The organism is Pampinifervens navoyensis (genome assembly GCF_046159715.1).
GTDB lineage: Bacteria > Aquificota > Aquificia > Aquificales > Aquificaceae > Pampinifervens.
Genome location: NZ_JBJXCT010000006.1, coordinates 95,971 through 119,912 on the forward strand (window position 1 = coordinate 95,971; position 23,942 = coordinate 119,912).

Annotated in this window: 23 protein-coding genes; 12 read left to right on the forward strand and 11 right to left on the reverse strand. The window is 48.4% G+C overall.

The window, feature by feature from the left end; translation table 11 throughout:
• Positions 1 to 54: 54 nt before the first annotated feature.
• The 6 genes from malQ to ACKRDP_RS06060 are packed head-to-tail and all read left to right on the forward strand — an operon-like array spanning position 55 to position 7,131.
• The gene (gene malQ, locus ACKRDP_RS06035) at positions 55 to 1,485 is read left to right on the forward strand and encodes a 4-alpha-glucanotransferase (protein WP_409153875.1); all 1,431 of its coding nucleotides are present in this window, start codon (positions 55 to 57) and stop codon (positions 1,483 to 1,485) included.
• An 11-nt stretch (positions 1,486 to 1,496) separates the two neighbouring features.
• A complete protein-coding gene (gene argS, locus ACKRDP_RS06040; protein WP_409153876.1) occupies positions 1,497 to 3,152 on the forward strand; it encodes an arginine--tRNA ligase in 1,656 nt (551 codons plus the stop codon).
• A 23-nt stretch (positions 3,153 to 3,175) separates the two neighbouring features.
• Positions 3,176 to 4,477, forward strand: a complete 1,302-nt coding sequence (locus tag ACKRDP_RS06045) for a UDP-glucose dehydrogenase family protein (RefSeq protein ID WP_409153877.1) — start codon at positions 3,176 to 3,178, stop codon at positions 4,475 to 4,477.
• Positions 4,474 to 5,406, forward strand: a complete 933-nt coding sequence (locus tag ACKRDP_RS06050) for a UDP-glucuronic acid decarboxylase family protein (RefSeq protein WP_409153878.1) — start codon at positions 4,474 to 4,476, stop codon at positions 5,404 to 5,406. The genes ACKRDP_RS06045 and ACKRDP_RS06050 overlap by 4 nt, the downstream gene beginning before the upstream one ends.
• Positions 5,407 to 5,428: 22 nt before the next feature.
• Positions 5,429 to 6,001, forward strand: coding sequence for an SPOR domain-containing protein (locus ACKRDP_RS06055; protein ID WP_409153879.1), 573 nt, complete (start codon positions 5,429 to 5,431; stop codon positions 5,999 to 6,001).
• On the forward strand, positions 5,998 to 7,131 hold the full coding sequence (locus tag ACKRDP_RS06060) for an SPOR domain-containing protein (RefSeq protein WP_409153880.1): 1,134 nt from the start codon (positions 5,998 to 6,000) through the stop codon (positions 7,129 to 7,131). The genes ACKRDP_RS06055 and ACKRDP_RS06060 overlap by 4 nt, the downstream gene beginning before the upstream one ends.
• On the opposite strand, the gene hisB is transcribed toward ACKRDP_RS06060, so the two are convergent.
• Genes hisB through ACKRDP_RS06085 form a run of 5 tightly spaced genes read right to left on the reverse strand, consistent with a single transcriptional unit; the run spans position 7,132 to position 12,264 of the window.
• On the reverse strand, positions 7,132 to 7,710 hold the full coding sequence (gene hisB, locus ACKRDP_RS06065) for an imidazoleglycerol-phosphate dehydratase HisB (RefSeq protein ID WP_409153881.1): 579 nt from the start codon (positions 7,708 to 7,710) through the stop codon (positions 7,132 to 7,134).
• A complete protein-coding gene (gene holA / locus ACKRDP_RS06070) occupies positions 7,646 to 8,686 on the reverse strand; it encodes a DNA polymerase III subunit delta (protein WP_409153882.1) in 1,041 nt (346 codons plus the stop codon). The genes hisB and holA overlap by 65 nt, the downstream gene beginning before the upstream one ends.
• The gene (gene rho, locus ACKRDP_RS06075) at positions 8,686 to 9,972 is read right to left on the reverse strand and encodes a transcription termination factor Rho (protein WP_409153883.1); all 1,287 of its coding nucleotides are present in this window, start codon (positions 9,970 to 9,972) and stop codon (positions 8,686 to 8,688) included. The genes holA and rho overlap by 1 nt, the downstream gene beginning before the upstream one ends.
• 15 nt (positions 9,973 to 9,987) lie before the next feature.
• Positions 9,988 to 11,340, reverse strand: coding sequence for a tRNA uridine-5-carboxymethylaminomethyl(34) synthesis GTPase MnmE (gene mnmE / locus ACKRDP_RS06080; RefSeq protein ID WP_409153884.1), 1,353 nt, complete (start codon positions 11,338 to 11,340; stop codon positions 9,988 to 9,990).
• A gap of 24 nt (positions 11,341 to 11,364) precedes the next feature.
• Positions 11,365 to 12,264, reverse strand: coding sequence for a radical SAM protein (locus ACKRDP_RS06085; protein WP_409153885.1), 900 nt, complete (start codon positions 12,262 to 12,264; stop codon positions 11,365 to 11,367).
• Positions 12,265 to 12,300: 36 nt separating this feature from the next.
• On the opposite strand from ACKRDP_RS06085, the gene dnaN reads away from it, so the two are divergent.
• Positions 12,301 to 13,386 (forward strand): DNA polymerase III subunit beta, encoded by a 1,086-nt coding sequence (gene dnaN / locus ACKRDP_RS06090; protein WP_409153886.1) that lies wholly within the window; start codon positions 12,301 to 12,303, stop codon positions 13,384 to 13,386.
• On the opposite strand, the gene gcvPB is transcribed toward dnaN, so the two are convergent.
• On the reverse strand, positions 13,367 to 14,803 hold the full coding sequence (gene gcvPB, locus ACKRDP_RS06095; RefSeq protein ID WP_409153887.1) for an aminomethyl-transferring glycine dehydrogenase subunit GcvPB: 1,437 nt from the start codon (positions 14,801 to 14,803) through the stop codon (positions 13,367 to 13,369). The two genes, dnaN and gcvPB, sit on opposite strands and share 20 nt — an antisense overlap.
• Before the next feature lie 33 nt (positions 14,804 to 14,836).
• On the opposite strand from gcvPB, the gene resB reads away from it, so the two are divergent.
• On the forward strand, positions 14,837 to 16,504 hold the full coding sequence (resB, locus tag ACKRDP_RS06100) for a cytochrome c biogenesis protein ResB (protein ID WP_409153888.1): 1,668 nt from the start codon (positions 14,837 to 14,839) through the stop codon (positions 16,502 to 16,504).
• The gene (locus ACKRDP_RS06105) at positions 16,464 to 16,760 is read left to right on the forward strand and encodes a hypothetical protein (RefSeq protein WP_409153889.1); all 297 of its coding nucleotides are present in this window, start codon (positions 16,464 to 16,466) and stop codon (positions 16,758 to 16,760) included. Before resB ends, ACKRDP_RS06105 begins: the two co-directional genes overlap by 41 nt.
• Here the strand turns inward: ACKRDP_RS06105 and ACKRDP_RS06110 are convergent.
• Together ACKRDP_RS06110 and ACKRDP_RS06115 are read right to left on the reverse strand one after the other, a co-directional pair.
• Complete coding sequence (locus tag ACKRDP_RS06110) at positions 16,743 to 17,141, reverse strand: EVE domain-containing protein (protein ID WP_409153890.1); 399 nt, start codon at positions 17,139 to 17,141, stop codon at positions 16,743 to 16,745. The genes ACKRDP_RS06105 and ACKRDP_RS06110 overlap by 18 nt on opposite strands.
• Positions 17,142 to 17,408, reverse strand: a complete 267-nt coding sequence (locus tag ACKRDP_RS06115; RefSeq protein WP_409153891.1) for a thioredoxin family protein — start codon at positions 17,406 to 17,408, stop codon at positions 17,142 to 17,144.
• A 17-nt stretch (positions 17,409 to 17,425) separates the two neighbouring features.
• Here ACKRDP_RS06115 and ACKRDP_RS06120 point away from each other — a divergent pair, with 17 nt between their 5' ends.
• Genes ACKRDP_RS06120 through recG form a run of 3 tightly spaced genes read left to right on the forward strand, consistent with a single transcriptional unit; the run spans position 17,426 to position 21,077 of the window.
• Positions 17,426 to 17,866, forward strand: a complete 441-nt coding sequence (locus ACKRDP_RS06120; RefSeq protein WP_409153892.1) for a nucleoside deaminase — start codon at positions 17,426 to 17,428, stop codon at positions 17,864 to 17,866.
• A 15-nt stretch (positions 17,867 to 17,881) separates the two neighbouring features.
• The gene (locus ACKRDP_RS06125; protein ID WP_409153893.1) at positions 17,882 to 18,709 is read left to right on the forward strand and encodes a DNA adenine methylase; all 828 of its coding nucleotides are present in this window, start codon (positions 17,882 to 17,884) and stop codon (positions 18,707 to 18,709) included.
• Position 18,710: 1 nt separating this feature from the next.
• On the forward strand, positions 18,711 to 21,077 hold the full coding sequence (recG, locus tag ACKRDP_RS06130) for an ATP-dependent DNA helicase RecG (protein WP_409153894.1): 2,367 nt from the start codon (positions 18,711 to 18,713) through the stop codon (positions 21,075 to 21,077).
• On the opposite strand, the gene ACKRDP_RS06135 is transcribed toward recG, so the two are convergent.
• Genes ACKRDP_RS06135 through plsY form a run of 3 tightly spaced genes read right to left on the reverse strand, consistent with a single transcriptional unit; the run spans position 21,065 to position 23,860 of the window.
• A complete protein-coding gene (locus tag ACKRDP_RS06135; RefSeq protein WP_409153895.1) occupies positions 21,065 to 21,856 on the reverse strand; it encodes a hypothetical protein in 792 nt (263 codons plus the stop codon). The genes recG and ACKRDP_RS06135 overlap by 13 nt on opposite strands.
• A 4-nt stretch (positions 21,857 to 21,860) precedes the next feature.
• Positions 21,861 to 23,279 (reverse strand): ArnT family glycosyltransferase, encoded by a 1,419-nt coding sequence (locus ACKRDP_RS06140; RefSeq protein ID WP_409153896.1) that lies wholly within the window; start codon positions 23,277 to 23,279, stop codon positions 21,861 to 21,863.
• Positions 23,276 to 23,860: a glycerol-3-phosphate 1-O-acyltransferase PlsY gene (gene plsY / locus ACKRDP_RS06145; protein ID WP_409153897.1), complete on the reverse strand. Its 585-nt coding sequence runs from the start codon at positions 23,858 to 23,860 to the stop codon at positions 23,276 to 23,278. Before plsY ends, ACKRDP_RS06140 begins: the two co-directional genes overlap by 4 nt.
• Positions 23,861 to 23,942 lie beyond the last annotated feature (82 nt).

Below are 23,942 nucleotides of genomic sequence, written 5' to 3' on the forward strand. Positions count from 1 at the left end.
TTCTCAATGTCAATCCTGAACTCTGTCTTTTGACCACAGGCTATAATTGACCTGATGGAGAGAAGAGCTGGCATACTTCTTCACATAAGCTCTCTGCCTTCAGACTTTGGTATAGGAGACCTCGGACCTTCCGCTTACCGCTTTGTAGACCTTCTTGCGCAGTCAGGTCAGAGCCTCTGGCAGGTTCTGCCCCTCAGCCCCACAGAGCCAGAGCACGGGAACTCTCCCTACTTTTCCAGCTCCCTCTTTGCGGGAAACCCCATCCTCATAAGCTCCGAGCTACTCTATCAGGATGGGCTCATAGACAGAAACACCCTAGAGAGCATCAAGTTAGAGCCCTCAGACCGCGTAAACTATCAAGAAGTCTACAGGCTCAAAGAGTTTGTGCTCCAGAAGGCTCTTGAAAACTTTAAAGAAGACGAAGACTTCCAGCGCTTCTGCGAAGAAAACCGCCTCTGGCTTGAGGATTACGCAAGGTATACCGCCATAAAGAAAAGGACCAGAAAGCCCTGGTGGGAGTGGAAGGACATGCCGGAGATATCAGAGGAGGACATAAGAAAAGAAAAGGCAGTTCAGTATCTTTTCTTCAGGCAGTGGAGTTCTCTCAAAGCCTACGCCAGCTCAAAGGGGGTGCTTCTTGTGGGAGACCTGCCCATATACCCTGCACCCGACAGTAGCGACGTGTGGGCAAACAGAGAGCTTTTCAAGCTGAGAGAAGATGGGCTTCCGCAGGTGGTTGCTGGCGTGCCCCCTGACTACTTTTCAAAAACTGGACAGCTTTGGGGAAACCCCGTCTACCACTGGGAAAGGCTAAGAGAGAGGGGCTTTGACTGGTGGCTTTTTAGGATAAGGCATGCTCTTAGGCTCTTTGACGTGGTCAGGCTTGACCACTTCAGGGGCTTTTCCGCCTTCTATCAGGTGCCCTACGGAGAAAAGACCGCAGAAAAGGGCTGGTGGGAAAAGGCGCCGGGTTATGAGCTCTTTGACGCCATAAAGAGGGAGTTTCCCCACATGCCTTTTATCGCAGAGGACCTCGGAACCATAGATGAGGAGGTAATAGCCCTCAGAGACCACTTTGGTCTGCCGGGCATGAAGGTGCTCGCCTTTGCCTTCTTTGAGAAAAACTCCACTCACCTTCCCCACAACCACAGGGAAAACTCTGTAGTCTACACCACCACCCACGACAACATGCCCATAAAGGGCTGGTTTTTTAGAGAACTCAGCGAATGGCAGAGAGCTAGAGTGCTTGACTACCTTAGCTATGCGCCAGATAGCATAAGCCATGCCATGGTCAGGCTTGCCCTGATGTCTGTGGCAAAATACTGCATCATCCCTATGCAAGATTTTTTAGGACTCGGAGAGGAGGGAAGACTTAACACGCCAGGTGTTTCTCACGGAAACTGGGAATGGAAGCTAAAAGCGATGCCAGAAGAAAGGCAGTGGGATTCTTTAAGGCACATCTGTGAGATTTATGAAAGATGTTAAAATATTAGTGTATGAAGGAAATCCTAAAAAAAGCCCTCAGGGAGAGCATAAATAGTCTTTATTCTCTTGAAATAAACCACTGTAACCTTGAACCACCCAGAGAAAGGGAGCATGGAGATTATGCTACAAACATAGCCTTTCTACTGGCGAGAGAGCTCAGGAAAAGCCCTGCACAGATAGCTCAGGAGCTTGTCAGCGTCTTGCCGGCAAAAGATTTTACCGCAGAGGCGGTAAGAGGTTTTATAAACTTCCGCCTTAAGCCTGAGTTCTTGAAGGCAGAATTTTCAAAGCTTCTGAGAGATGGAGGTAACTACTTCTTTCCTCCTGTAGAGAAACCAATCTTTCTTCAGGTGGAGTTTGTCAGTGCAAATCCTACAGGCCCTCTTCACGTGGGACACGGAAGGGGTGCGGTGGTGGGAGATGTGCTATCAAGGGTCCTCAAGAGGCTGGGGCACAGGGTAGTGCGCGAATACTACATAAACGACGCAGGCAATCAGGTCTACATGCTGGGGCTTTCTGTGCTTTACCGATACTACGAGCTTTTTGGAAAGGAGGACCCACAGCTTAGAGAGACCTTTGAAAAGGAAGGTTACAGGGGCAGGTATATTACAAAACTTGCAAAGGACCTCAAGGCCTTTTATGGAGAAGATTTGCTTGGAATAGAAAGGGAAAGGGCAATAGACATTACAAGAGAATACGCCCATAGAAGACTCCTTGAGGATATAAAAGATACCCTTGACCTTCTTGGTGTGAGTTTTGATGTGTGGTTCAGTGAAAGAAGCCTGCACAAAACTGGTCTTCTTGAGGAGGTAATAAACCTGCTTGTGGAGAAGGGCTATACCTACAAGCAGGAAGGGGCTCTCTGGTTTAAGAGCACAGCCTTTGGGGATGACAAGGATAGAGTTCTGAGAAAGTCTGACGGTTCATACACCTACTTTGCCTCCGACATAGCCTACCATTACCATAAGTTTCAGAGAGGCTTTGAAAGGGTGATAAACCTCTGGGGTGCGGACCACCATGGATATGAGAAAAGACTTATGGGGGCTCTGAAAGCCCTTGGAGTTCCAGAGGACTGGCTATGGGTGGAGTTTGTGCAGATGGTAAGGCTTATGAGCGGAGGGCAGGAGGTGAGGATGTCCAAGAGAACTGGGGAGTTTATAACACTTCAGGAGCTTCTTGAAGAGGTGGGAAAGGATGCGGTAAGGTTCATATTCCTCACAAAGACAGGCGATACACCCCTTGATTTTGACATAGACCTGGCAAAGAAAAACACCACAGAAAACCCCGTCTTTTACGTGCAGTATGCCCACGCAAGAATCAGGGGAGTCTTCAGGGAGGTTAGGGAAAGGTATGGAATAGACCCGGACGGTGAGGAGCTTACTCCCCATGTGCAGAGGCTGAGCTCTGAGGAAGACCTCAGGCTTATCAAGAGGTGCCTCTACATGAAGGATACCTTTGAGGCAGTAGCCCAGACCCTTTCCCCACACCTTATCACCTATTCACTGCTGGAGCTTTCAAAGGACTTTCACCACTACTACAACCACAACAGGGTAATGGTAGAAGACAGGAATTTGATGTTCTCAAGGCTTGCCCTCTTTAAGGGAGTAGAGGTTACTCTGAAGACCGCCCTTGACCTGCTTGGTGTGTCCGCTCCTGAGAAGATGTGAAGAGGTGCCTTAAAATATAAGCCATGAAGCTGACTGTAGTTGGAGGAGGATACGTAGGGCTTACCACGGGGGTTTGCTTTGCCCACCTTGGGCACGAGGTAATGGTGGTGGAGAAGGTTCCGCAGAAGGTGGTGCTTTTAAGTGCCGGCAAATGCCCCATCTACGAGCCCGGTCTTGAGGAGCTTCTTCAGGAGAACCTGAAGGCGGGAAGGATAGCCTTTACCACGGAGCTGAGGGAGGGCCTGGAGTTTTCCCAAGTCATATTCATATGCGTTGGCACGCCTCAAAAGCCAGACGGCTCTGCGGACCTCTCTCAGGTGGAGGAGGTTGCCCGTGAGACTGCAAAGCTCATGACCTCTTACAAGCTCCTCATAGAGAAGTCCACCGTTCCCATAAACACCCACACGCTCATAAAAAAGACCGTCCAGAGGTATTTGAGAGACCCGGGCATTCCCTACGACGTGGCGTCAAACCCCGAGTTTCTCAGAGAGGGCTCTGCGGTGGAGGACTTTTTAAAGCCCGACCGCATAGTGGTAGGAGTGGAGAGCGAAAGGGCAAAGAAGGTCTTTGAAGAACTCTACAAGGAATTTGATTGTCCCATCATCTACACAGACCCATCAACCGCAGAGCTTATAAAGCATGCCAGCAACTCCTTTCTGGCTATGAAGATATCCTTTATAAACATGGTCGCCGACCTGTGCGAGAGGGCGGGTGCGGATGTAAAGCTGGTGGCAGACGGTATGGGCTACGACAGGAGGATAGGCAGAGCCTTTCTCAACGCAGGCATAGGCTACGGGGGTTCATGTTTTCCAAAGGATGTGAAGGCTTTCATCAGGATGGCACAGGATTACGGGCTTGACTTTGGGCTTTTGAGGGAAGTGGAAAGGGTCAATCAGGAAAGACCCGTAAGGTTCGTGGAAAAGGTCAAGGGCGTCCTCTGGAGCGTCAGGGGCAAAAGGCTTGCTGTGTGGGGACTTTCTTTCAAGCCCAACACCGACGACATAAGAGAAGCACCCTCTATAAGGATAGTGGAAATGCTCCTCAGAGAGGGTGCAAGGCTAAGCCTATACGACCCAAAGGCCATTCAAAATTTCAGGCTTCTGTTTCCAGAGGGTGGGCAGATAAGCTATGCAGAAGACATGTATTCTGCGGTGGAGGGTGCGAGCGCGCTTCTTATCCTTACCGAGTGGGAGGAGTTCGTAAGGGCTGACCTCAGAAGGGTAAAGGAGCTCATGGAGCTTCCCATCATAGTGGACGGCAGGAACATCTACGAACCCCAGGAGGTCAGAGCCCTGGGCTTTGAATACTACCCCACGGGAAGATGAGGGTTCTGATAACCGGCGTTGCGGGCTTTATAGGCTCGCACCTTGCGGAGAGGTTTCTGAGGGAAGGCTTTTTCGTGATAGGCATGGACAACTTTCTGACGGGTTCTCCCGACAACATAGCCCACCTTTTTGAGAACAGAAATTTCCACTTTATCCACTACAACGTGGTCAACTACCTGTATGTGGAGGGTTCGGTTGACCTTGTTGTTCATCTGGCGTGCCCCGCTTCACCTGTGGACTACATGAACCATCCCATACACACCATGAAGGTGGACTCTCTGGGCACCCTGAACACCCTCGGTCTTGCAAAGTTGAAGAAGTCACGCTATGTTTTTGCCTCTTCCTCCGAAGTCTATGGTTCTGCTCAGGTCCATCCTCAGCCGGAAGATTACTGGGGCTATGTAAACCCGGTAGGACCAAGAAGCGTATACGACGAAGCCAAAAGGTTTTCCGAAGCCCTGTGTATGGCATACCATCGGGAGCACGGGCTTGATGTGAGAATTGCCAGAATCTTCAACACCTACGGTCCAAGGATGAGAAGGAAAGATGGGAGGGTAATACCCACCTTCATAGAAAAGGCTCTCAAAGGTGAACCCCTGCCAGTGTATGGAGACGGCTCGCAGACAAGGAGCTTCTGCTACATAGATGACCTTGTAGAAGGTCTTTTCAGACTTTCTACCGTGGAAGGTCTTGCAGGGGAAGTGGTAAATCTGGGAAAGCCCGAGGAGGTTTCTATTCTTGAGCTTGCCAGAAAAATCGTTGAGCTGTCAGGTTCTACCTCAGAGATTGAATTTCTCCCGCCCAGACCCGATGACCCACCAAGGAGGTGTCCCGATACGCGCAAGGCGGAGAGCCTGTTGGGATGGTCTCCCAGGACCCAGCTTGAAGATGGTCTGAAAAAGACTGTGAGCTGGTTTATGAGATTATAATTATTTCTAAAGGAGGGTAAATGTGAAAAGGGAAAGGTTTATAATCCTTCTTGGAATACTTGTTGCCCTTGTGTTTTTTTACCTTGGTCTGAACGAGTGGCTAAAGACTAAAGAAGAACAGGTTCAACCACCACCTCTGGTTGTTAAACCATTGCCCCAAGAAAAGGAGACTGCTAAACCTGTTCCTCAAAAGGAAGAAGTGCCGCCTGTAGCTAAGGAAGCAAAGCAGGAAACATCTCAGCAAAAATCCGAGGGGAAACAACCCCCAAAAGGCAAAGAGCAGGATGTTATAGCTCAGAAGATAAGGGAGGAAAGAAATACGGTGAAGCCTGCTGAGAACAAGGCTGAGCCTAAGACTTCTGAGAGGAGGGAATCTCCAACCACGAAGCCTAAAACTTATACGGTTCAGCTAGGTGCTTTTAAAGGTAGGGAGGGTGCAGAAAGGGTGGCTGAAAAGGCAAAAAAGATGGGATACAGGGTAAACATAGTTGAAGAAGACAATTTTTACAAAGTCAGGCTTTCAGTCCGCACGGAGAACATAGAAGATGAATTGAGGAAGCTGAGGTCAGTCTTTGGCAGTGCAATACTAAAATGATAAGGGTATTTCTCCTGCTTATGTTTATCTTCTCCCTTTTTTCCTGTGCCGCAAGGCAGGAAGAAAGCACTAAAGGCCAGTGGCAGTATTTTTATGACCTCGGCATGTCTTCCTACATTGCCAAAAATTACTCGGAGGCAATAGCCAACTTCTTCAGAGCTTCACAGCTTGCACCCACAGAGTCAAAGGTCTGGAATGCCCTTGGTCTTGCCTACATGGAGGTGCAGGAATACCAGAAGGCGGAGAACGCCTTTTTGAGAGCGCTTCAGGTAGATAAGACTTATACGGAGGCAAGGCTAAATCTTGGAGTGCTTTATTACAGACAGAAGGACTACGAAAGGGCTCTGAAAGCTCTCAGAGAAGTCATAGAGGATGAAGCCTTTCCCCAGAAGCACATGGCCTTTTATTCTCTGGCAAAGGTCTATCAGGCCACAGAAAGGCGTGAAGATTATCTTGTTAACCTGCGCAAGGCTGTTGCTTACAATCCCATGTTCCTTGATGCACAGCTCGAGCTTGCACAGTTTTATGAAGGAGAGGGAGATTACAGCTCTGCAAGAGATGTTTATCAGCGTCTGATAAACAATGGAATGGGGAACCCATCCATATACCTGAGCATGGCGGGAGCCGAATACAGACTTGGGAACTACTCTTCTGCAAAGGATTACGTGAGAAGGGTTATTGAAGACAGGCAGACTACATCCCAGCTCAAGTCCCGGGCATATGAACTTCTCAGTCTCGTCCTCATAGCCGAGCAAGGCAGACAGAACATGCCAGGAATTCAGGAAAGAAGTGACACACAGCTAAGGCTCACACATCCACCTCAGCCATCAGAACCTCCTGCCCCTTCCAGAGACAGGACTGGCACACATCCAAAACCTCAGGAGACTGAGTCCACCCAGAAAACTGGAAAATTCTACAGAATACAGATTGGAGCCTTTTCTTCGGTCAATGCTGCAAAAACGTGGAGAGACAGGCTTGAGAGGGAGCTAAACCTCAAGGATGTGGTGATTGTAGAAAGCACGGGTGTATTCAAGGTTTTTTATGGCAGGTTTGAAAGCAGGGAGGAGGCCCTCAAAGAACTTGAGAGACTTCAGAGTCTGAACCTTTATGGCTTCATAGTTTATGAATAGTTAAAGGCTTTCCTTGGTTGATGGTATTCCACTGCCAGTAAGGCTGACAGCCTGCCTCAGGCTCAGCGCAAGTGCTTTAAAGCACGCCTCCGCCACATGGTGGAGTATCTTTCCAGCCAGGACCCTTATATGGATGGTGCTCTTGCTCTCCAGGGCGAAACCTTTAAAAAACTCCCATATGAGCTCAAAGTCAAAATCAGTTATCTTCCCCCTCAGGTTCATATCCTCGTAGAAAAAGAGAGGTCTTCCGGAGATATCTATGCTTGCAAGGGCAAGGGCTTCATCCATAGGAACTATGGCATATCCGTAGCGGTTTATACCCCTCTTATCTCCAAGTGCCTGCAGAAAAGCCATACCCAGGACAATGCCGGCGTCTTCAACTGTATGATGGTGTGAAACATGCACATCGCCCTCGGCATAAAGCTCTATGTCAAACCTTCCGTGTCTTGCTAAGGTTTCCACCATGTGAGTGAGGAAGCCGATTGGCGTCTCTACCCTGTAGTTTCCAGAGCCGTCAAGGTTCAGAGTCAGCTCTATTCTGGTCTCCCGTGTCTGCCGGGTAATATGGGCCTTCCTCATGTAGTATGTATTCTATCACAAATTCCCTCAGCGCCTGTGCTGGGTCCGCGTAGTAAACTTTTATGCCCATGTCAAGAAGGTAAAGCCTTCTGAGTAGTGAGCGGAGCTCTTCAGAGGAATTTTCAGCAATGTATTTTTTGAAGTTCATAACCTGAAACCTGTGCCTGACATCTACCTCAGAGAGGGCTTTTTCTAAATCCTGTCCACCTTCAACCAGGACCTTTGCAGTGTAGAGCTTTATGGTGTAGTTGACAAGAAGAGTAAGTATCTGGAGGGGGTGGGTTCCAGATCTCAGGATTGAGGTAAGGGAGTTAAGGGCTTTTTCGTAATCCTTGAAAAATACGGCGTCAACAAAGTCAAATATGCCCATCTCCCAGTCTGCCAGCACTATAGCTTTAACATCCTCAAGGGTTATGTGTTTTTTCCCATAGAGTATAAGCTTGTCAGTTTCGCCCTTCAGGGTCATAAGCTGATAGGAGGTTGCATCCAGAAGGTATTCGAGGGCCTCCTCCTCTATACCTATTCCTTCCCTCAGCAGTTTGTTTTTCACGAGCTCCCTTACCCTTCTTCTGTCTAGCTTGCCTGCATACAAAACATCACCTAGCTTTGACAGGCTCAGGAAGGGCTCCTTCTGAAGGTCCTTCTCCGTGAGTTTATAGCCCACGTAGAAAAAGACCTTCTTACCCCTTACCCTCTCAAGGTAAGATATAAAAGTCCTGTAGTCCTTAATGCTCTTGAAAAGCTCCTCAGCTCTGTAAAGGAACAGGGCCTCCTCACCCGTAAACATACCAGAGGTGCTTACGGCGCGGACAAGGTCCTGAGGGGTAAGTTCATCCCCCCACAGGATTCTTGTGGGCATTAGCTCTCTGAGCCTGTCAAGAAATGTCTTTACAACATACTCTTCTTCGCCATGTATGAGGTTTACTGCCTTTATCTGCCTCTTTTCAAGCCCCTTCTGATATTCAAGCAAGTTCATCAGCTGTGCATTGCCTTGAGGAAGTCTTTGTTAGTCTTGAATTTCTTGAGCTTGTCAAGGAGAAACTCCATGGCTTCTATGGGGTCCATGGTGGCAAGGAACTTTCTCAGAACCCATATCCTCTGGAGCTCCCAGTCTTCCAGAAGAAGCTCCTCTTTTCTTGTTCCAGACTTTTCTATGTTTATGGCTGGGAATATCCTCCTTTCCATGAGCCTTCTGTCCAGGTGTATTTCCATGTTGCCAGTGCCTTTGAACTCCTCGTATATAACATCATCCATCTTTGACCCCGTCTCTATCAGAGCGGTGGCTATTATGGTCAGTGACCCGCCCTCCTCTATGTTCCTTGCGGCACCAAAAAACTTCTTGGGTCTCTGAAGGGCTGTGGCCTCTATACCGCCGGTGAGCACCCTTCCTGTTGGGGGAGTCACCGCGTTGGAAGCCCTTCCAAAACGCGTCATAGAGTCAAGGAGTATGACCACATCCTGCTTGAGCTCCACGAGCCTTTTTGCCTTTTCTACCACAAGCTCTGCCACCTGCATGTGTCTCTCTGGAGGCTCGTCAAAGGTGGATGCAACCACCTCCGCACCCTCTCCCACTATCCTCCGCATCTCTGTGACTTCTTCTGGCCTTTCGTCAATGAGAAGAATGATGAGGTGCACCTCAGGGTGGTTTTCTATGAGGGCCTTTGCCACCTTCTGAAGAAGGACGGTTTTACCCGCCTTTGGCGGTGCCACTATCATACCCCTCTGCCCCTTGCCTATGGGGGCAATGAGGCTTATGACTCTGGTAGAGAGTTCTGTTGGGGATGTTTCAAGGTTGAACCTTTCTGTTGGATGGTAAGGGGTGAGCTTTTCAAACTGAGGTCTTGCCCTGAGCACTTCAGGGTCTGGCGGAAGGCCATTGACAGACTCAATCTTTATAAGAGCCTGATACTTTTCTTTCTCCTGAGGTGGTCTTGCAAAACCTATTATGGTGTCCCCGGTTCTCAGGCCAAACCTTTTTATCTGTGAGGGAGCCACATAAACATCCGTATAGCTTGGCATGTAGTTGTTCTCTGAGCTCCTTATGAAGCCGTAACTCTCTGGCAATATTTCAAGCACGCCCTTTACAAAGTTCAGGCCTTCCTCTTTTGCCTGCACTGTGAGTATTTTCTCTATGAGCTCTTCCTTCCTGAGCCCTGTTACCCTTGAAAGCTCAAGGTCTCTGCCTATTTTCTGCAGTTCCTGAAGGGACAGCTTTTTAAGCTCTTCAAGATTATAGACCTTCTTTTCCTGCACCTGCTCCATACTCAAAAACCTCCTTTATTTTCCTATACAGAACCTTGAAAATATACTTCCCAGCACATCTTCAGTGCTTATAACCCCAAGAATTTCTTCCAAGTAGCTAAGGGCTTCCCTCAAATCAAGCATGATTATCTCTGGAAATATGTCTTTTCTCTTCAGTCTGTATACTAATGATTTTAACACTTCCAGGGATTTTTTCAAGAGGTTTTCGTGTCTGACTGTTATGTAAACCTGTAGACCGTTGCTTATGTGAAGGCCAAGTTTCTGTAATATTGTTTCCTTCAGCTCCTCAATTCCGTGATGGGAAAGTGCGCTCACCCTTATAGCCCCGGGAAAGGTCTCCAGCACACTGTGCTTAATACCCCTGTCCACTTTGTTTGCCACCACCATATGCTCCAGCCCTTTTACCATGGAGTATATCTCCATATCTTCTTCTTCCAGCCAATTGCTGGCGTCCACCACGAAGAGCACCATATGTGCCTCCTTTAGCTTTTGCAGGCTTCTCTCTACCCCTATCCTTTCCACCGGGTCTTCTGTATATCTTATGCCTGCCGTGTCTATAAGGTTTACCGGCACGCCCTTCAGTGTAAGCGTTTCCTGAAGAAAGTCCCTGGTTGTGCCTGGAATTTCGGTGACTATTGCCCTTTCTCTGCCAAGGAGGGCGTTAAAAAGGGAGGACTTTCCCACGTTGGGTTTTCCTACAATGGCAAGGTTTATGCCCTTTCTGAGATACTCTCCCGTTTTTACCGTGGAGAGAAGTAGCTCCACGTCTCTCATGAAACTTTCAAGAAGCTCTAAGACCTGCTCTCTGCTCAGCGTGGGTATATCCTCCTCGGAGAACTCTATGTCTGACTCTATGTAGGCGAGGAGTTCAAGTAGTCTTTCCCTGAGAGAATTTATGAGCGAGGATAGCTCGCCCTGAAGCTGTCTCTGTGCAGATTTGAGTGCAAGTTCAGACCTTGCACCTATGAGGTCCCCTACCGCCTCAGCCTGAAGGAGGTCCAGCTTTCCGTTTAGAAATGCCCTTTTTGTAAACTCCCCGGGCTGTGCAAGCCTTATACCTCTTGAGAGGAAAAGCTCAAGGGCTCTCTTTAGAATGAGAGGGTTTCCGTGCAGGAAAAGCTCCACCATATCCTCGCCCGTGTAGCTCCTTGGTGAAGGGTAGAATATGAGAATCCCCTCATCCAGCACGCTTGAGTCCGCATCCTTTAACTTCACCAGATGGGCATACCTGGGCCTTACCTTTCCTTTCAGAACCAGCAGGTCCCTTATCCTCTCCATCACGCCCAGACCCGACAGCCTTATGGCTCCTATGGCACTTTCACCAAAGGGTGTAGCTATTGCCACTATGGGTTCTCTCTGCTTGACCATGGAGGTTTCAGGGAATAACTATATTCAGTCCATAACCAGCGTCAAGCCCTCTGCATACTCAAGGGCTTCCTCGTATTCCCTTCTGTCTATTCTCCTTGAAAGCTCAGGGTATTTGTGAGCCTGATAGTAGGGCATATACTGTTCCATCACATTGACAGCCATGCGCGGAGAGATTGCCCTCAGCTCTTCCATTATTTTCCGTGTTCCCGCTATGCTGCCTGGGAGAAGGAGATGTCTTATCAGGAGGCCCTTTATGGCTATGCCTTCTGCGTTTAGCTGAAGGTCGCCTACCTGTCTGTGCATTTCCCTTATGGCGGAGAGGGCTACTGTGTGGTAATCTCTCACCTTTGAATACTTTTTACCTGCATGGTCGTCTGCATACTTGAAGTCTGCAAGGTATATGTCCACTATGCCATGGAGGAGCTTCAGGCTCTCTAAGCTATCGTAAGAGGATGTGTTGTAGACTATGGGAATTCTCAGCCCGCCCTTCACCGCCAGGTAGAGGGATTCCAGTATCTGGGGCACCACATGGGAGGGACTTACCAGGTTTATGTTATGACAACCAAGCCTCTGCAAACTGAGGAATACCTCTGCAAGCTCTTCAGGCCTTAACTCTTCCCCCTCTCCAAGATGGCTTATGGTGTAGTTCTGACAGTAGACGCATCTCATGTTGCAGTAGGAGAAGAACACGGTTCCGGAGCCTCTCCTTCCTCTTATGGACTTTTCCTCGCCCCTGTGGGGGAAGTAGTCCGCCACCACCACATACCTACCAGTTTTGCAGTATCCTGTTTCATTTTCCAGTCTGTTTACACCGCACATGTGAGGGCATACTTCGCAGTGGGAGAGCATTTCAAGAGCCTTACCTATACGCTCCTTCCATTCCTCCTCACTCAGATTCAGGTATGAGGGATGTTTTCTTTTCATGTTTTTTGAGGTGCCAACTGAGTTATAATATAAGCCATGAAACTAAAAATTGACAGGGGAGAGTTTCTGTCCGCTCTTCAGAAGGCGAAGAACGCCACAGAAAAGAAGTCTGCCCTGCCCATACTCAACAACTTCCTCCTGAGTGCAGAAAACGAGACTTTGAGCCTGAAGGCAACCGACCTTGAAAACTTCCTTTCCCTGCAAGTCCGGGCTGAAATTGATGAGGAGGGAAGGACTGCGGTCAACGCAGACAAGCTCACAGGTATAGTTAAGAGCCTTCCAGGTGCTACCGTATCCCTTGAACTGAAAGAGGACAAGCTGGTTTTAGGGGGAGGAAGGAGCACTTTCAGGCTTACAACCCTTGACCCGGAGGATTTCCCTGAGTTTCCTCAGCCAGAAACCTCTGCAGAACTCCCTGCCATGGACCTTTTGAGGGCGATAGAAAAGGTGGAATACGCCATATCAAAGGATGATGCCAGGTATGCGCTCCAGGGTCTTTATGTTCACGAGGTGAACGGGAAAACTCACTTTGTGGGTTCAGATGGGCACAGGCTTGCCCTTTTCTGGAGAAACTCCCCCTTTCCTGTGGAACTTCTAATACCAAGAAAGAGCCTCAGGGTAATTCAGGGGCTCATGAAGGACTATATCGGTCCTGTTTACTCTGGCAAGGATGAGTCCTTTGCCCACTTCACAGGCGAGGACTGGAGCCTTTCTGTAAGGCTTCTGGAAGGTGAGTATCCAGACTACATGGCGGTTATACCAAGAAGCTTCAACCATGAGGTGCTCCTGAAAAGGGAGGACTTTCTTGAGAGCCTAAAAAGGCTCTCCGCCATAGCAGAATCCTCTGCCTTTCCTGTAAAGATAAACTTCTCAGACCATCTTGCCCTTCTTGAGATCTCTGACCCCGAGTATGGGGAGGGAAGGGATGAGGTGGATGTGGATTATGGCGGTGAGCCTGTGGAAGTGGGCTTTAATGGCAAATATCTCATAGAAGCACTTGACAGCTTTGACGCAGAAAGGGTCTGGGTAAAGATCGTGGACCCCGACAGCGCAGTGGTAATAGAATCTGATGACGCAGAGAAAGACCCCTATCTCTGCGTTGTTATGCCCATGAGGCTCTGAGAACTGGCTTTCTGTTAGCCTCAGCCTCTTTTATCCTTCTTACTGGAGTTCTGGTAGGCGAAGCCTTCAGATACTCTGGATTTTTGAGGGCAGTCTCTACTATATCTCTCATTGCCCTGGCAAAGCCTTCAAGGGTCTGGGGGCTTTCTGTCTCCGTTGGCTCTATCATGAGGGCTTCTCTCACCGTCAGGGGGAAGTATACGGTGGGTGCATAATAGCCCCTGTCTAAAAGCGCCTTTGCAATGTCCATGGCTTTTATGTCCAACTTCAACAGGTTCTGAGCAGAAAGCACAAACTCGTGCATACAGGGAACATGCCCGTAGGGGTCAACAAAAAGGTCTTTAAGTAAGCTTCTCAGATACCTTGCGTTCAGAACCGCATACTTTGCCACCTGGTCTATCTCAGAGCCGTAAGAGAGTATGTAAGCCAGAGCCCTTACAAAGACCCCCACATGTCCGTAGAAGGCAAGTAGCTTTCCCACGCTCTTTGGTCTTTCCCAGTCAAGCCTGTATACTCCATCTTCAAAAACCACCTGTGGCACGGGAAGATATGGCTCAAGCCTTTCTGAAACCCCTACCGCACCACCCCCCGGACCTCCGCCACCATGTGGCGTTGAGAAGGTTTTGTGGAGGTTAAAGTGCATTACATCCACACCCCAATCTCCCGGTCTTGCCATGCCCACAAGGGCGTTCATGTTGGCACCATCCATGTAGAGAAGGGCATCCTTCTCATGAAGAGCCCCTGCCATATCTCTTATTCTTCTTTCAAATATACCCAGCGTGTTGGGGTTTGTTATCATGAGGCATGCCACGTCATCGCTCAGCTTTTTTTGAAAGTCCTCCCAGTCAAGCTCTCCATCTTGGTTGCTCCTTACCGTTATCACCTCAAAACCACACAGAGCTGCGGTTGCTGGATTTGTCCCATGGGATGTGTCGGGGACCAGCACCTTCCTTTTATGAAGGTTTCCCCTGTCTCTGTGATAAGAGAGTATCATCAAAAGCCCCAGAAGCTCCCCCTGAGCTCCCGCAGCGGGCTGGAGGGATACTTCTTTAAAACCTCCTATTTCCTTGAGAAGCTCCTTTAGCTCATACATGAGCCTGAGAGTTCCCTGGGCGTGCTCCTCTGGTGTCATGGGGTGCAGGTTAAGAAAGCCCTCAAGACCTGCAAGCTCCTCGTTTATTCTTGGGTTGTGTTTCATTGTGCATGAGCCCAGGGGCACCATGGTGGTGTCTATGGCATAGTTGAGCTGGGAAAGTCTCGTGTAGTGCCTTACCACATCCAACTGTGAGACCTCAGGAAACCTGAGTTCCTCCCTGAAGTGTTCACCCAGATACTCTCTAAGGTCAACCTCTTCCACATCGAGCACCGGCAGGCGGTAGCCTCTTGTGCCCTTTGAAGAGAGCTCAAAGATTAGCATTCAGAAATTATACACCTTATATTTTTATTAGCTATGACTGATGCAGGATATGCTTTCAGGGGTTATGCATTTCTGGTAGTTTCCTTTCTTCTCTTTACTGCCGCTGTTATTGTGGGGCTTTTCCATCTTGAGGAAAGAGGACTTTTCTATTTTGCCCTCCTTGGTGGCACCTCTGCCCTTTTTAGCTTTGCCCTGTTCTCTTATGCAGTGGGCGTTTATAAGTTTCTGAGGGAAGAGTATTCAAGGAAAAGGAGCCTGTGGTCTTTCCTCTTTGACTTTCTTGCGGACCTGAGGCTCGCCATCTTTATAATGCTGGTGCTTGCCATTCTTTCCATGCTGGGCTCCACCTACGTGCAACAGAACCAGCCCATAGAGTTCTATCTTGACCGATTTGGTGCAGATATAGGCTACTGGCTATGGAGGCTGTGGATAACCGATGTGTTTCGTTCCTGGTATTACATTGGTTTTATAGTGCTTCTTGCAATAAACCTCATAGCCTGTTCCTTTAAGAGGCTTCCAAGGGTATGGATTCAGACCTTTACAAAAGAGAGGTTCCAGAAGCTTGACGAACACATGGAAAGGCACCTCAAGCCCATATCTGTGGAAGTAAACCCTTCAAAGGAAAGGGTTGCCCGCCTCCTTGGCAGTATGGGCTTCAGGGTATTCATGGAAGAGGAAGGTGGGAGGACTTACTTCTACGGGGAGAAGGGAAGGTATGCGCGTCTTGGTGTCTATGTGGTGCATATCGGCCTTCTTGTCATAATGGCAGGTGCTCTTATTGATGCCATATGGGGCATAAGGGGTTCTGTTATAATCCCTGAGGGCTCAAGAAGCGATACTCTTATCATACCCGCCAAGGAAAAAGCAATAAAGCTACCCTTTCAGATAGAACTAAAAGACTTCAGGATTGTAAGCTATGAAGAGGAGTTTCAGAGGAAGGGAAAGACCAGAGAAACACCCTTCAAGGACGCTATAGCCAGCTTTGAGAGCGACATAAGGATAATTCAGGATGGAAAAGCGGTTGCGAGCGGCATGACCGCGGTAAACTCCCCCTTTGACTTTGGCACCTACAGGATATTTCAGGCTACTTACGGGCTAACTGGTGAAGCGGGAAGAGCGAAGATAGCCATCTTTGACAAAAAGCTGGCTCCAAAAGACCCGCAAAGGGCTTTTGTGGGAGATGTGGAACTCAGAGCCGGAAAAGTCTCCGAGTTCAGAAACATGCTCCTTTCCATAGACAGGTCAACCCTCAACATAGAGGATGAGCAGAAGGGCTTTCAGGGAGAGCTAAAGCCTGCCCTTGTGGTAAAGGTTCTAACGGATGGAAAGGCCTACGATGTTCCCGTTGTCTATTCGCCTGAACTTACAGTCTTTGCCCAGTCTCAGCTTTCAGAGCTTTCAGATTTCCCCTATGTTTTTTTCCTCGTGGACTTTGAACCTCAGTTCTTCAGCGGTCTTCAGGTCTCCCGTCAGCCCGGCACACCTCTAATATGGTTTGGGTCCATCATGGTGGTGGGTGGAATGCTTCTTGCCTTTTACACCGTTCACAGAAAGGTCTGGGCAAGGCTTGAGGGGAGCACCCTGAAAGTAGCCTTCTGGTCTCACAAATTCAAAGAAGAGTTCAGAAAGAGCTTTATAAGGTCTCTGGAGGTGCTAAAACATGAAAGTGCTTCTCATGGAAAAGAACCTAATACTTCTTAGCAGGATAAGGTCTTCCCTGAGCAGTTATGAGGTCAGGGCAGGCACAGAATACAATAGTGAAGAGGTAGTCCTTATAAACCTTGAACAGTTTCCAGTGGAGAGAGTGGCTGAGCTTAAGGCTCTTGGGGCAAAGGTAATAGCCTACTGCGGACACAAAAACATAGAGCTGAGTAGAAAGGCAAAGGAGCTGGGTGCAGACCTTGTGGTGCCCAACAGCCAGATAGTTCAGGCTGGAAGCCTACTCCAGACCCTCTGAAAGTTCCATAATCCTCTGCGCCTGAAGCTCTGTAAGAGGGATAACAGAAAGCCTAGGCATTCTTATGAGCGGAGAATCTCTAAAGACCGGCTCAGCTTTCAGAAGGCTCAGAGGCACAGGATTTTTGAGCATGCCCGCAGGCTCTATATCCACCACCCACAGACCATCACCGTCTTTATAGGCTTCACATATAACCTTTGCAAACCCCACCACGGCTCTTGTGTTTCCGGTATGGTATATAAAGCATGCATCACCCTTTTTCATACTGCTCATATGCTTCTGGGCAAGAGGATTTCTCACGCCATCCCATCTGGTCCTGCCTTCTCTGAGAAGGTGCTCATAAGAGTATTCAGAGGGTTCAGTTTTGAGAAGGTAATACATTCAGGAACACTTCTCCGCAAGGGATTTTATCATGGGTGGCATGTAGCCAAAGACCCTGCCCACCTCCTGACCGTTCTTTACGAATATAAGAGTTGGAGAGCCTATTACTCCGTAAGTTCTCACAAGCTCCCTGTCTTTTGTTATATCGTATACCTCCACCTTCAGGTTTGGATACTTGCTCAGCTCCCTGTAAGATGCCTTGCAGGAAGCACAGCCGGGCTGTTCAAAGAGCAGAACCTGACAGAGGGCAAGGGCTACTGTAAGCATAGTTTAAATTTAATACCGTGCAGGAGTTTGTGCAAATATGCCTTGAGCTTGCCAGAGAGGCCTTCGGGAAGGGCGAGGTGCCAGTTGGCTGTGTGGTGGCAAAGGATGGAAAAGTAATAGCAAAAGCCCACAACAGAGTAGAAGAGCTGAAAGACCCCACAGCTCACGCAGAGATGCTTGCCCTGAGAGAGGCTATGAAAGTCCAAGGGCAGAAGTATCTTTATGGATGTGAGGTATATGTTAGTCTTGAGCCATGCCCCATGTGTGCCTATGCCATGGTGCTCGCAAGGGTGGAAAGGGTGGTATTTCTTGCTACAGATGAAAGGTATGGTGCGGTGATGAGCAGGTTTGGGCTGTTTGATGAGCCAGCTTTCAACCATAGAGTAAGGTGGGAATACCTGCCAGTAGAGGAGGCAGGCAGGCTTCTGAAGGAGTTTTTCAGGGAGAGAAGGCTATAATATTGGCATTCAGCCATGCATATCTGTGAGAGGCTAAAGATCAGACCCTTTGTGAAATGGGCAGGAGGTAAGCGTCAGCTGGTGAAAGTTCTCAGAGAGCACTTGCCAGAAAGTTATCAGACATACATAGAGCCCTTTCTGGGAGGTGGAGCTCTTTTCTTTGAGCTTATGCCAGAAAAAGCCGTAGTGAGCGACATAAACGAGGAGCTCATAAACGCTTACAGAGTAATAAGGGAAAATGTAGACGAGCTTATACAGGACCTGAGCAGGCATGTAAACAGTCCAGAATACTATTACCGTATCAGGTCCCTTGACCCCAAGAAACTTGACCCTGTGAAAAGGGCAAGCAGGTTCATATACCTTAACAAAACGTGTTATAACGGCCTTTACAGAGAAAATTCAAAGGGAGAGTTCAACGTGCCCTTTGGTTATTATGAAAACCCCAAGATACTGGACGAAGAAAATTTGAGAGCTATCAGCGAATATTTTAATTCCTCACAGGTAATCATCCTAAACAGCGACTTTATGGAGGTCTGTGCTCTGGCAAAAAGTGGAGACTTTGTTTACCTTGACCCGCCTTATTACCCTTATGACAACGTTTCTTCCTTCACTAAATATACCAGATACGACTTTACAGAAAGAGACCATTTAGAACTTGCAGAAGTTTTTAAAGAGCTTAACAGGAAAGGTGTGTATGTTATGCTCACCAATTCAAACACAGACTTCATAAAAAGGCTATACAGCGGTTACAGGATAAAGGAGCTTTACGCATTCAGGGCTATAAATTGCAGGGGAGACCTTCGTAAAAGGAGAAAGTCCGACCTGCTTATAACCAACTACTGACATGCTCACAGATAGAATTGAAAAGGCCAGAAAGCTGATAGGGGAGCTCTCAGAGGGAGATTACAGAAGGCTTGGCAGGACTTTAGGTGTGGGCATGTATCTCTTTAACCTCCTAAAAGACAGCCTTGAGCCCTCTTACCTTGAGCTCTTAAAGGATTTTGACCGTCTGTCTCTTGAGAAGAAAAAAGCCATACTCAGAAGCCTTGAGGAAAGGCTAAAGCATCCACTCCCCAGTCTGGAAGTAGACTTTTCAAAGGTGGAAAAAAAGCCCATAAGTGCCTTTTTCAAACCTCTGGAGGAGCTAAAGAGCCTTGAGGAGAAGGAAAAGAGGACTCTCAAAGCCCTTGGCATAAAAGACCTATACTCAGCTCTGTGGTTTGCACCCCTGAGGTATGAGGACAGGAGGCTTCTACACACCATAAAAACCGCAAAGCCAGGACAGAAGATAGCCCTGAAGTTGAAAGTCCTCTCCACCGGATATGACCCCAAGGAGAGATATCCAGCCTGGGTGCTCTGTGAGGATGGCACCGACAGAATCTATCTGAGATTCCGCTACAAGGACCAGAGACCTCTTTACTCCTTCAGAAGAGGTCAGGAGCTTGTGGTTTACGGGAGGCTCAAGGAGTTTGGTGGTGAAAAGTATATGGTGCACCCGGAGTTTCTCAAGGAGGAAGACTCTGGCAGAATTCTGCCCTTTTACTACATAAGGGTTGATGGGGAGCTAAGGAGCATATCCGCAAAGAAGAGGCACGAAAGAATCAGAAGCGTGCTTTCAAGGCTTTCTGAGGCTGCAAAGTTCATGCCTGAGTATCTTCCGCAGAAGATACTTGAGGAGAGAAGGCTTCCACGCATAGGGGAGAGCCTGTATCTTCTCCATAAGCCTGTAGGCTTTTCTGAGGAGGAGCTAAACAGCTTTTCCACTCCTTTCCAGAAAAGGCTTATCTACGAAGAGCTTTTTCTTTTCCAGCTTGCCCTATACATTATAAGGTCTCAGGTTAAAGCCCTGCCGGCTATAGCCCTGAAAAATCCAGAAAAGAGCATAGAGGAGTTTTTGAGGTCTCTTCCCTTCAGACCCACCCAGGCACAGAGGAGAGTCATAGGGGAGATGCTTCAGGATATAAAAAGCTCAAAACCCATGAACAGGCTTCTGCAGGGCGATGTGGGCAGTGGAAAGACGCTGGTTGCCATGGCTCTTGCCTATACCTTTGCAAAGGAGGGCTATCAGAGTGCCATAATGGTGCCCACTGAAATACTGGCAGGTCAACACTACGAAAACTTTAAAAGGTTCCTTGAACCACTGGGTGTTCAGGTGGGTCTTCTCACTGGCTCTGTAAGGGCTTCTGTTAGAAGGAGCCTTCTCCATCATGTAAGCAGGGGAAACATAAGCGTGCTAATAGGCACCCATGCCCTCATTCAGGAAGGTGTGGAGTTTCACAGGCTTGCCCTTGTTGTTGTGGACGAACAGCACCGCTTTGGCGTCATGCAGAGAAGGCTTCTTCTTGAGAAGGGAAAGGGCTTTTACCCACACTGCCTGGTGATGAGTGCAACGCCCATACCAAGAACTCTCGCCCTTTCTCTTTATGGAGACCTTGACCTTTCTGTTATAGACCAGATGCCTTCCGGTAGAAGGCCTGTGATAACAAAACTACTTTTTGATTCAGAGTTTAATAAAGTCCTTCAGGCAGTCAGGGATGAGCTTTCAAAGGGCAACAAAGTGTATGTTATATACCCTCTTATAGAGGAGTCGGAGAGCCTTGAGCTCAAGTCTGCAGTCAAAGAATATGAGAGATGGAAAGGGCTTCTGCCCGGCAGGGAGGTGCTCCTGCTTCATGGCAGGCTCAGGGATGAGGAGAAGAAAGAGGTGATGGAAAGGTTCAGGAGTGGGGGTGATGTGCTTGTTTCCACCACAGTGGTGGAGGTTGGCGTGGATGTGCCAGAGGCAACCCTTATGGTTGTTGAGTCTGCTCAACGCTTTGGGCTGTCCCAGCTACACCAGCTCAGAGGAAGAGTGGGAAGGTCGGACAGGCAGGCCTTCTGTTATCTCCTTGTGCCCGATGAGCTAAAAACAGACAGGGAGGCCATGAGGAGGTTGAGAGTTCTTGTGAGGTCCAACGATGGCTTTGAGATCGCTGAAGAAGACCTCAGGCTCCGTGGACCCGGTGAACTTCTTGGCGTATCCCAGTCTGGATACTTCGGCTTTATGGTGGCAAATCTGGCGAGGGCTCAGGACAGAGCCATACTTGAGCTTGCCAGGGAGGATGCAAGAAGGCTACTGGAAGGGGACCCACGCCTTGAAAGGCATACAGACCTCAAAAGGGTTCTGCTCCACCGCTACGGAGACAGAATGGACCTTTTCTACGTTGCCTGAAAGGCAGGCGTGCAGAGAAGAAACCTGAGCCCAAAGTAGAGCCTCCATACGTGGAAGCTGTATGTGTAGGCATACAGGCTGTAGCTTCCCTTTTCTACGACTGACTCCCTTATGGACCTCTGGTCAAAGACCTTGTAAACCTCACCGTCCTTTAAGAGAAAGATAAGAACCCTCCTTTCAAAAAAACTGACGCTGAGGACTGCTGGAGCCCTGAAGCCCTCACCGGGAAAGAAAAAGCCGCTGCTTGAGTAGGCATAAACCTGTGGGGGCATTTTTCCTACAAAGGGTATGAGGTTCTTAGCCTCAAAGCTACCACACTGGCCTGAATAGTAGAGGTTTTTCCTCTTTCCCAGGGTAAAACTGTAGTTCGGTATGTCAAACTTCCAGAGAGATATAACGATTGGCATATCAGAGGCGAGGGGGCTGCATGGAATCTGTTCCATGACTGAGTATGGGTCTGAAGGCTCATGAAAGGAAAGCCTTTTCGGTATGTATTCAAAGGAAAAGTAGGCAAGCCATTTCCAGAGCCCCATGTCCCTGTAGCCTCTTGCCTTATCTTCAAGATAGCAGGCGTGTAGTCCTCTCTTGCTCAGTTCCTCCTCAAGCTTAACCGGGTTACCTAAGGGGCTGTTGTATACGCTCCGTGGGTTGACTGCACAAGCACACTGCTTCTGGAAGGGGATGGGAGCAGGAGAGGTTATAGAGTAGTTTACATGCTCCACATAGGTGGCAGGCAGGCAGTGGTAGAGAAAAAAGCCAGCTACATAAAGGCTAAGCAATAATCTAATAACTCCCGGGCATCTCTTCCTCCACCTTGTTCAGATTTTTGAGCCTGTATATGTAAAACCTCCTTATCTCCCTGCCTCTCCAGAATATGGGAAGTTCCCTTTCCTCAATTATACCCTCACTTGCCCTGAGCACCCTTTCATCTATGGGTCTGTAGTCCACAAATATGGCATCCCCCTCGTAGTCTTTCTCCCACAGGTCATACTGGTTCATCCTCCTTCCCAGGTTTATGCAGTAGGTTCTGGGATTTCCCTCCACATAGAAGGCAAGCTCTGCGCTTATCTGATAGTGTGGGCTAACTATTTTTTCACCCTTTTCTCTCATTTCAGAGACAGTCCTACCAAGCTCAGACCATCCAATGCCAATCTTTGTAGGGTCCCTCTGCGGTGGAAGGATACCCCCAAGCCCTATCCGGTCAAGCAGTGGAGTAAAGTGTAGAAAGATAAAAAGCAAAAGGCTGAGAAGGTATGCGGGGACAAGTAACATGCTCCTTGAAAGAAAGGTGCTAACCAGCACAAGGGCAGAAAAGTAGGCAAAGCCAGACCAGTTTGCCTCAACCTTCTTGAAAAGGGAAAGCCCAGCAAAGAAGAGAAAGGGAAGAAGAGAAAAGAGGACAAAAAAGGCTTTCTTTCTGTCCCCCAAACCCTTCAGCCAGATATAGGGCAGAAGAAGGAAGGGTATTACAGATAGAAGAACCAGCTGACCGCCCATAAACTCAAGAAAGGAGTCAATGTTAAAAAGCCCTGCAGACTTGCTGGCAAGTGTGGAAACATGTCTGAAGGAGACAAAATCATGCTTGTAGTTCCAGTAAAGCACTGGGAGGCTCAGACCTATTGCAGGAAGTAAGCTGAAATAGGGTCTGTAATCTTTCAGAAGCTCTCTTCTAAACAGGAAACCGTAAACAAGGGCGCATGGTAGTAAGAAAACTGCCGGATACTTACTGAGAAAGGTAAGCCCTCCCAGAAAGCCGGCAAATAGCCAGAGCCATGTGGAGTTTCTTTCAAAGGCAAAAAAAAGCACCATCACCGTAAGAGACCAGAAGAAGATAAGGGGTGCATCCGTGGTCATCAGTATGGAATTAATGGCAAAGCCCACCGTGAGCTGGGGCAGAGTGGAGGCTATGATTGCAGACCTTTGGTCAAAAACCCTTCTTACAAATAGATAGGTCAGTATAGAAAGCAGAAAAGAAAGCACTATGGGCGTTATTCTAACTGCAAGCTCGGAGACTCCAAGAAGTTCCCTTGTAAGGAGATTCATGTATGCCACCATGGGCGGCTTTGAGTAGTAGCTCAGGTCTGGTCTTCTTGACCAGTCCCAGTATTGAGCCTCTTCAGGCGTCAGGTCAAGGGGATAGTAAAGCACATAAATAACTCTGAACAGCAGCATAAAGAGGTTAAAGAGAATAACAAGGGTCATGCCTTAAAGCTGTGTTCTCTGCCCTCCATAAGCCTTATGAGGTTTTCCCTGTGTCTGTAAAGCACAAAGAAAAACATGAGGAGCGCCATCAGTAATATTCTGAGAGGATAACCAGAAAATAGCAGGAGAAACACCGCAAGGGCAGAGGCACTCAGTGATGCCAGGGAAACTATGCCCTTCCATCTGAAAATAAGACCCCAGAAGGCTAAAGAAACGATAGCTATGAAGGGAGATATGGCTGTCAGTGTTCCGAAGGCTGTAGCCACCCCCTTACCGCCTCTGAAGTTATGGAAGACAGGATACATGTGTCCCAGAAGGCTGGCGAGCCCTACAAAAAAGGCAGTCCAGCTCTCGAGCCCGAAGTAAAGCCTTGCGAGAAACATGGGCAACAGCCCCTTTGAAAAATCAAGAAGGAACACCAGGAGGGCATATTTCTTACCGAGAGCTCTTCCCACATTTGTGGCACCCACGTTCCCACTGCCCACAGACCTTATGTCAATGCCCTTTGCCTTTGCTATGTGTTCACCAAAAAGCACTGAACCGTAAAGGTAGGCAAAGAGCACAAGAAGAACGCTGTCCATGGGAATTATAATAACGCAAGTTGCAAGTTATAGCATCCCTGCACTCCAGAGCCTATGGAGATTGTAAGAAATTACCGCCATG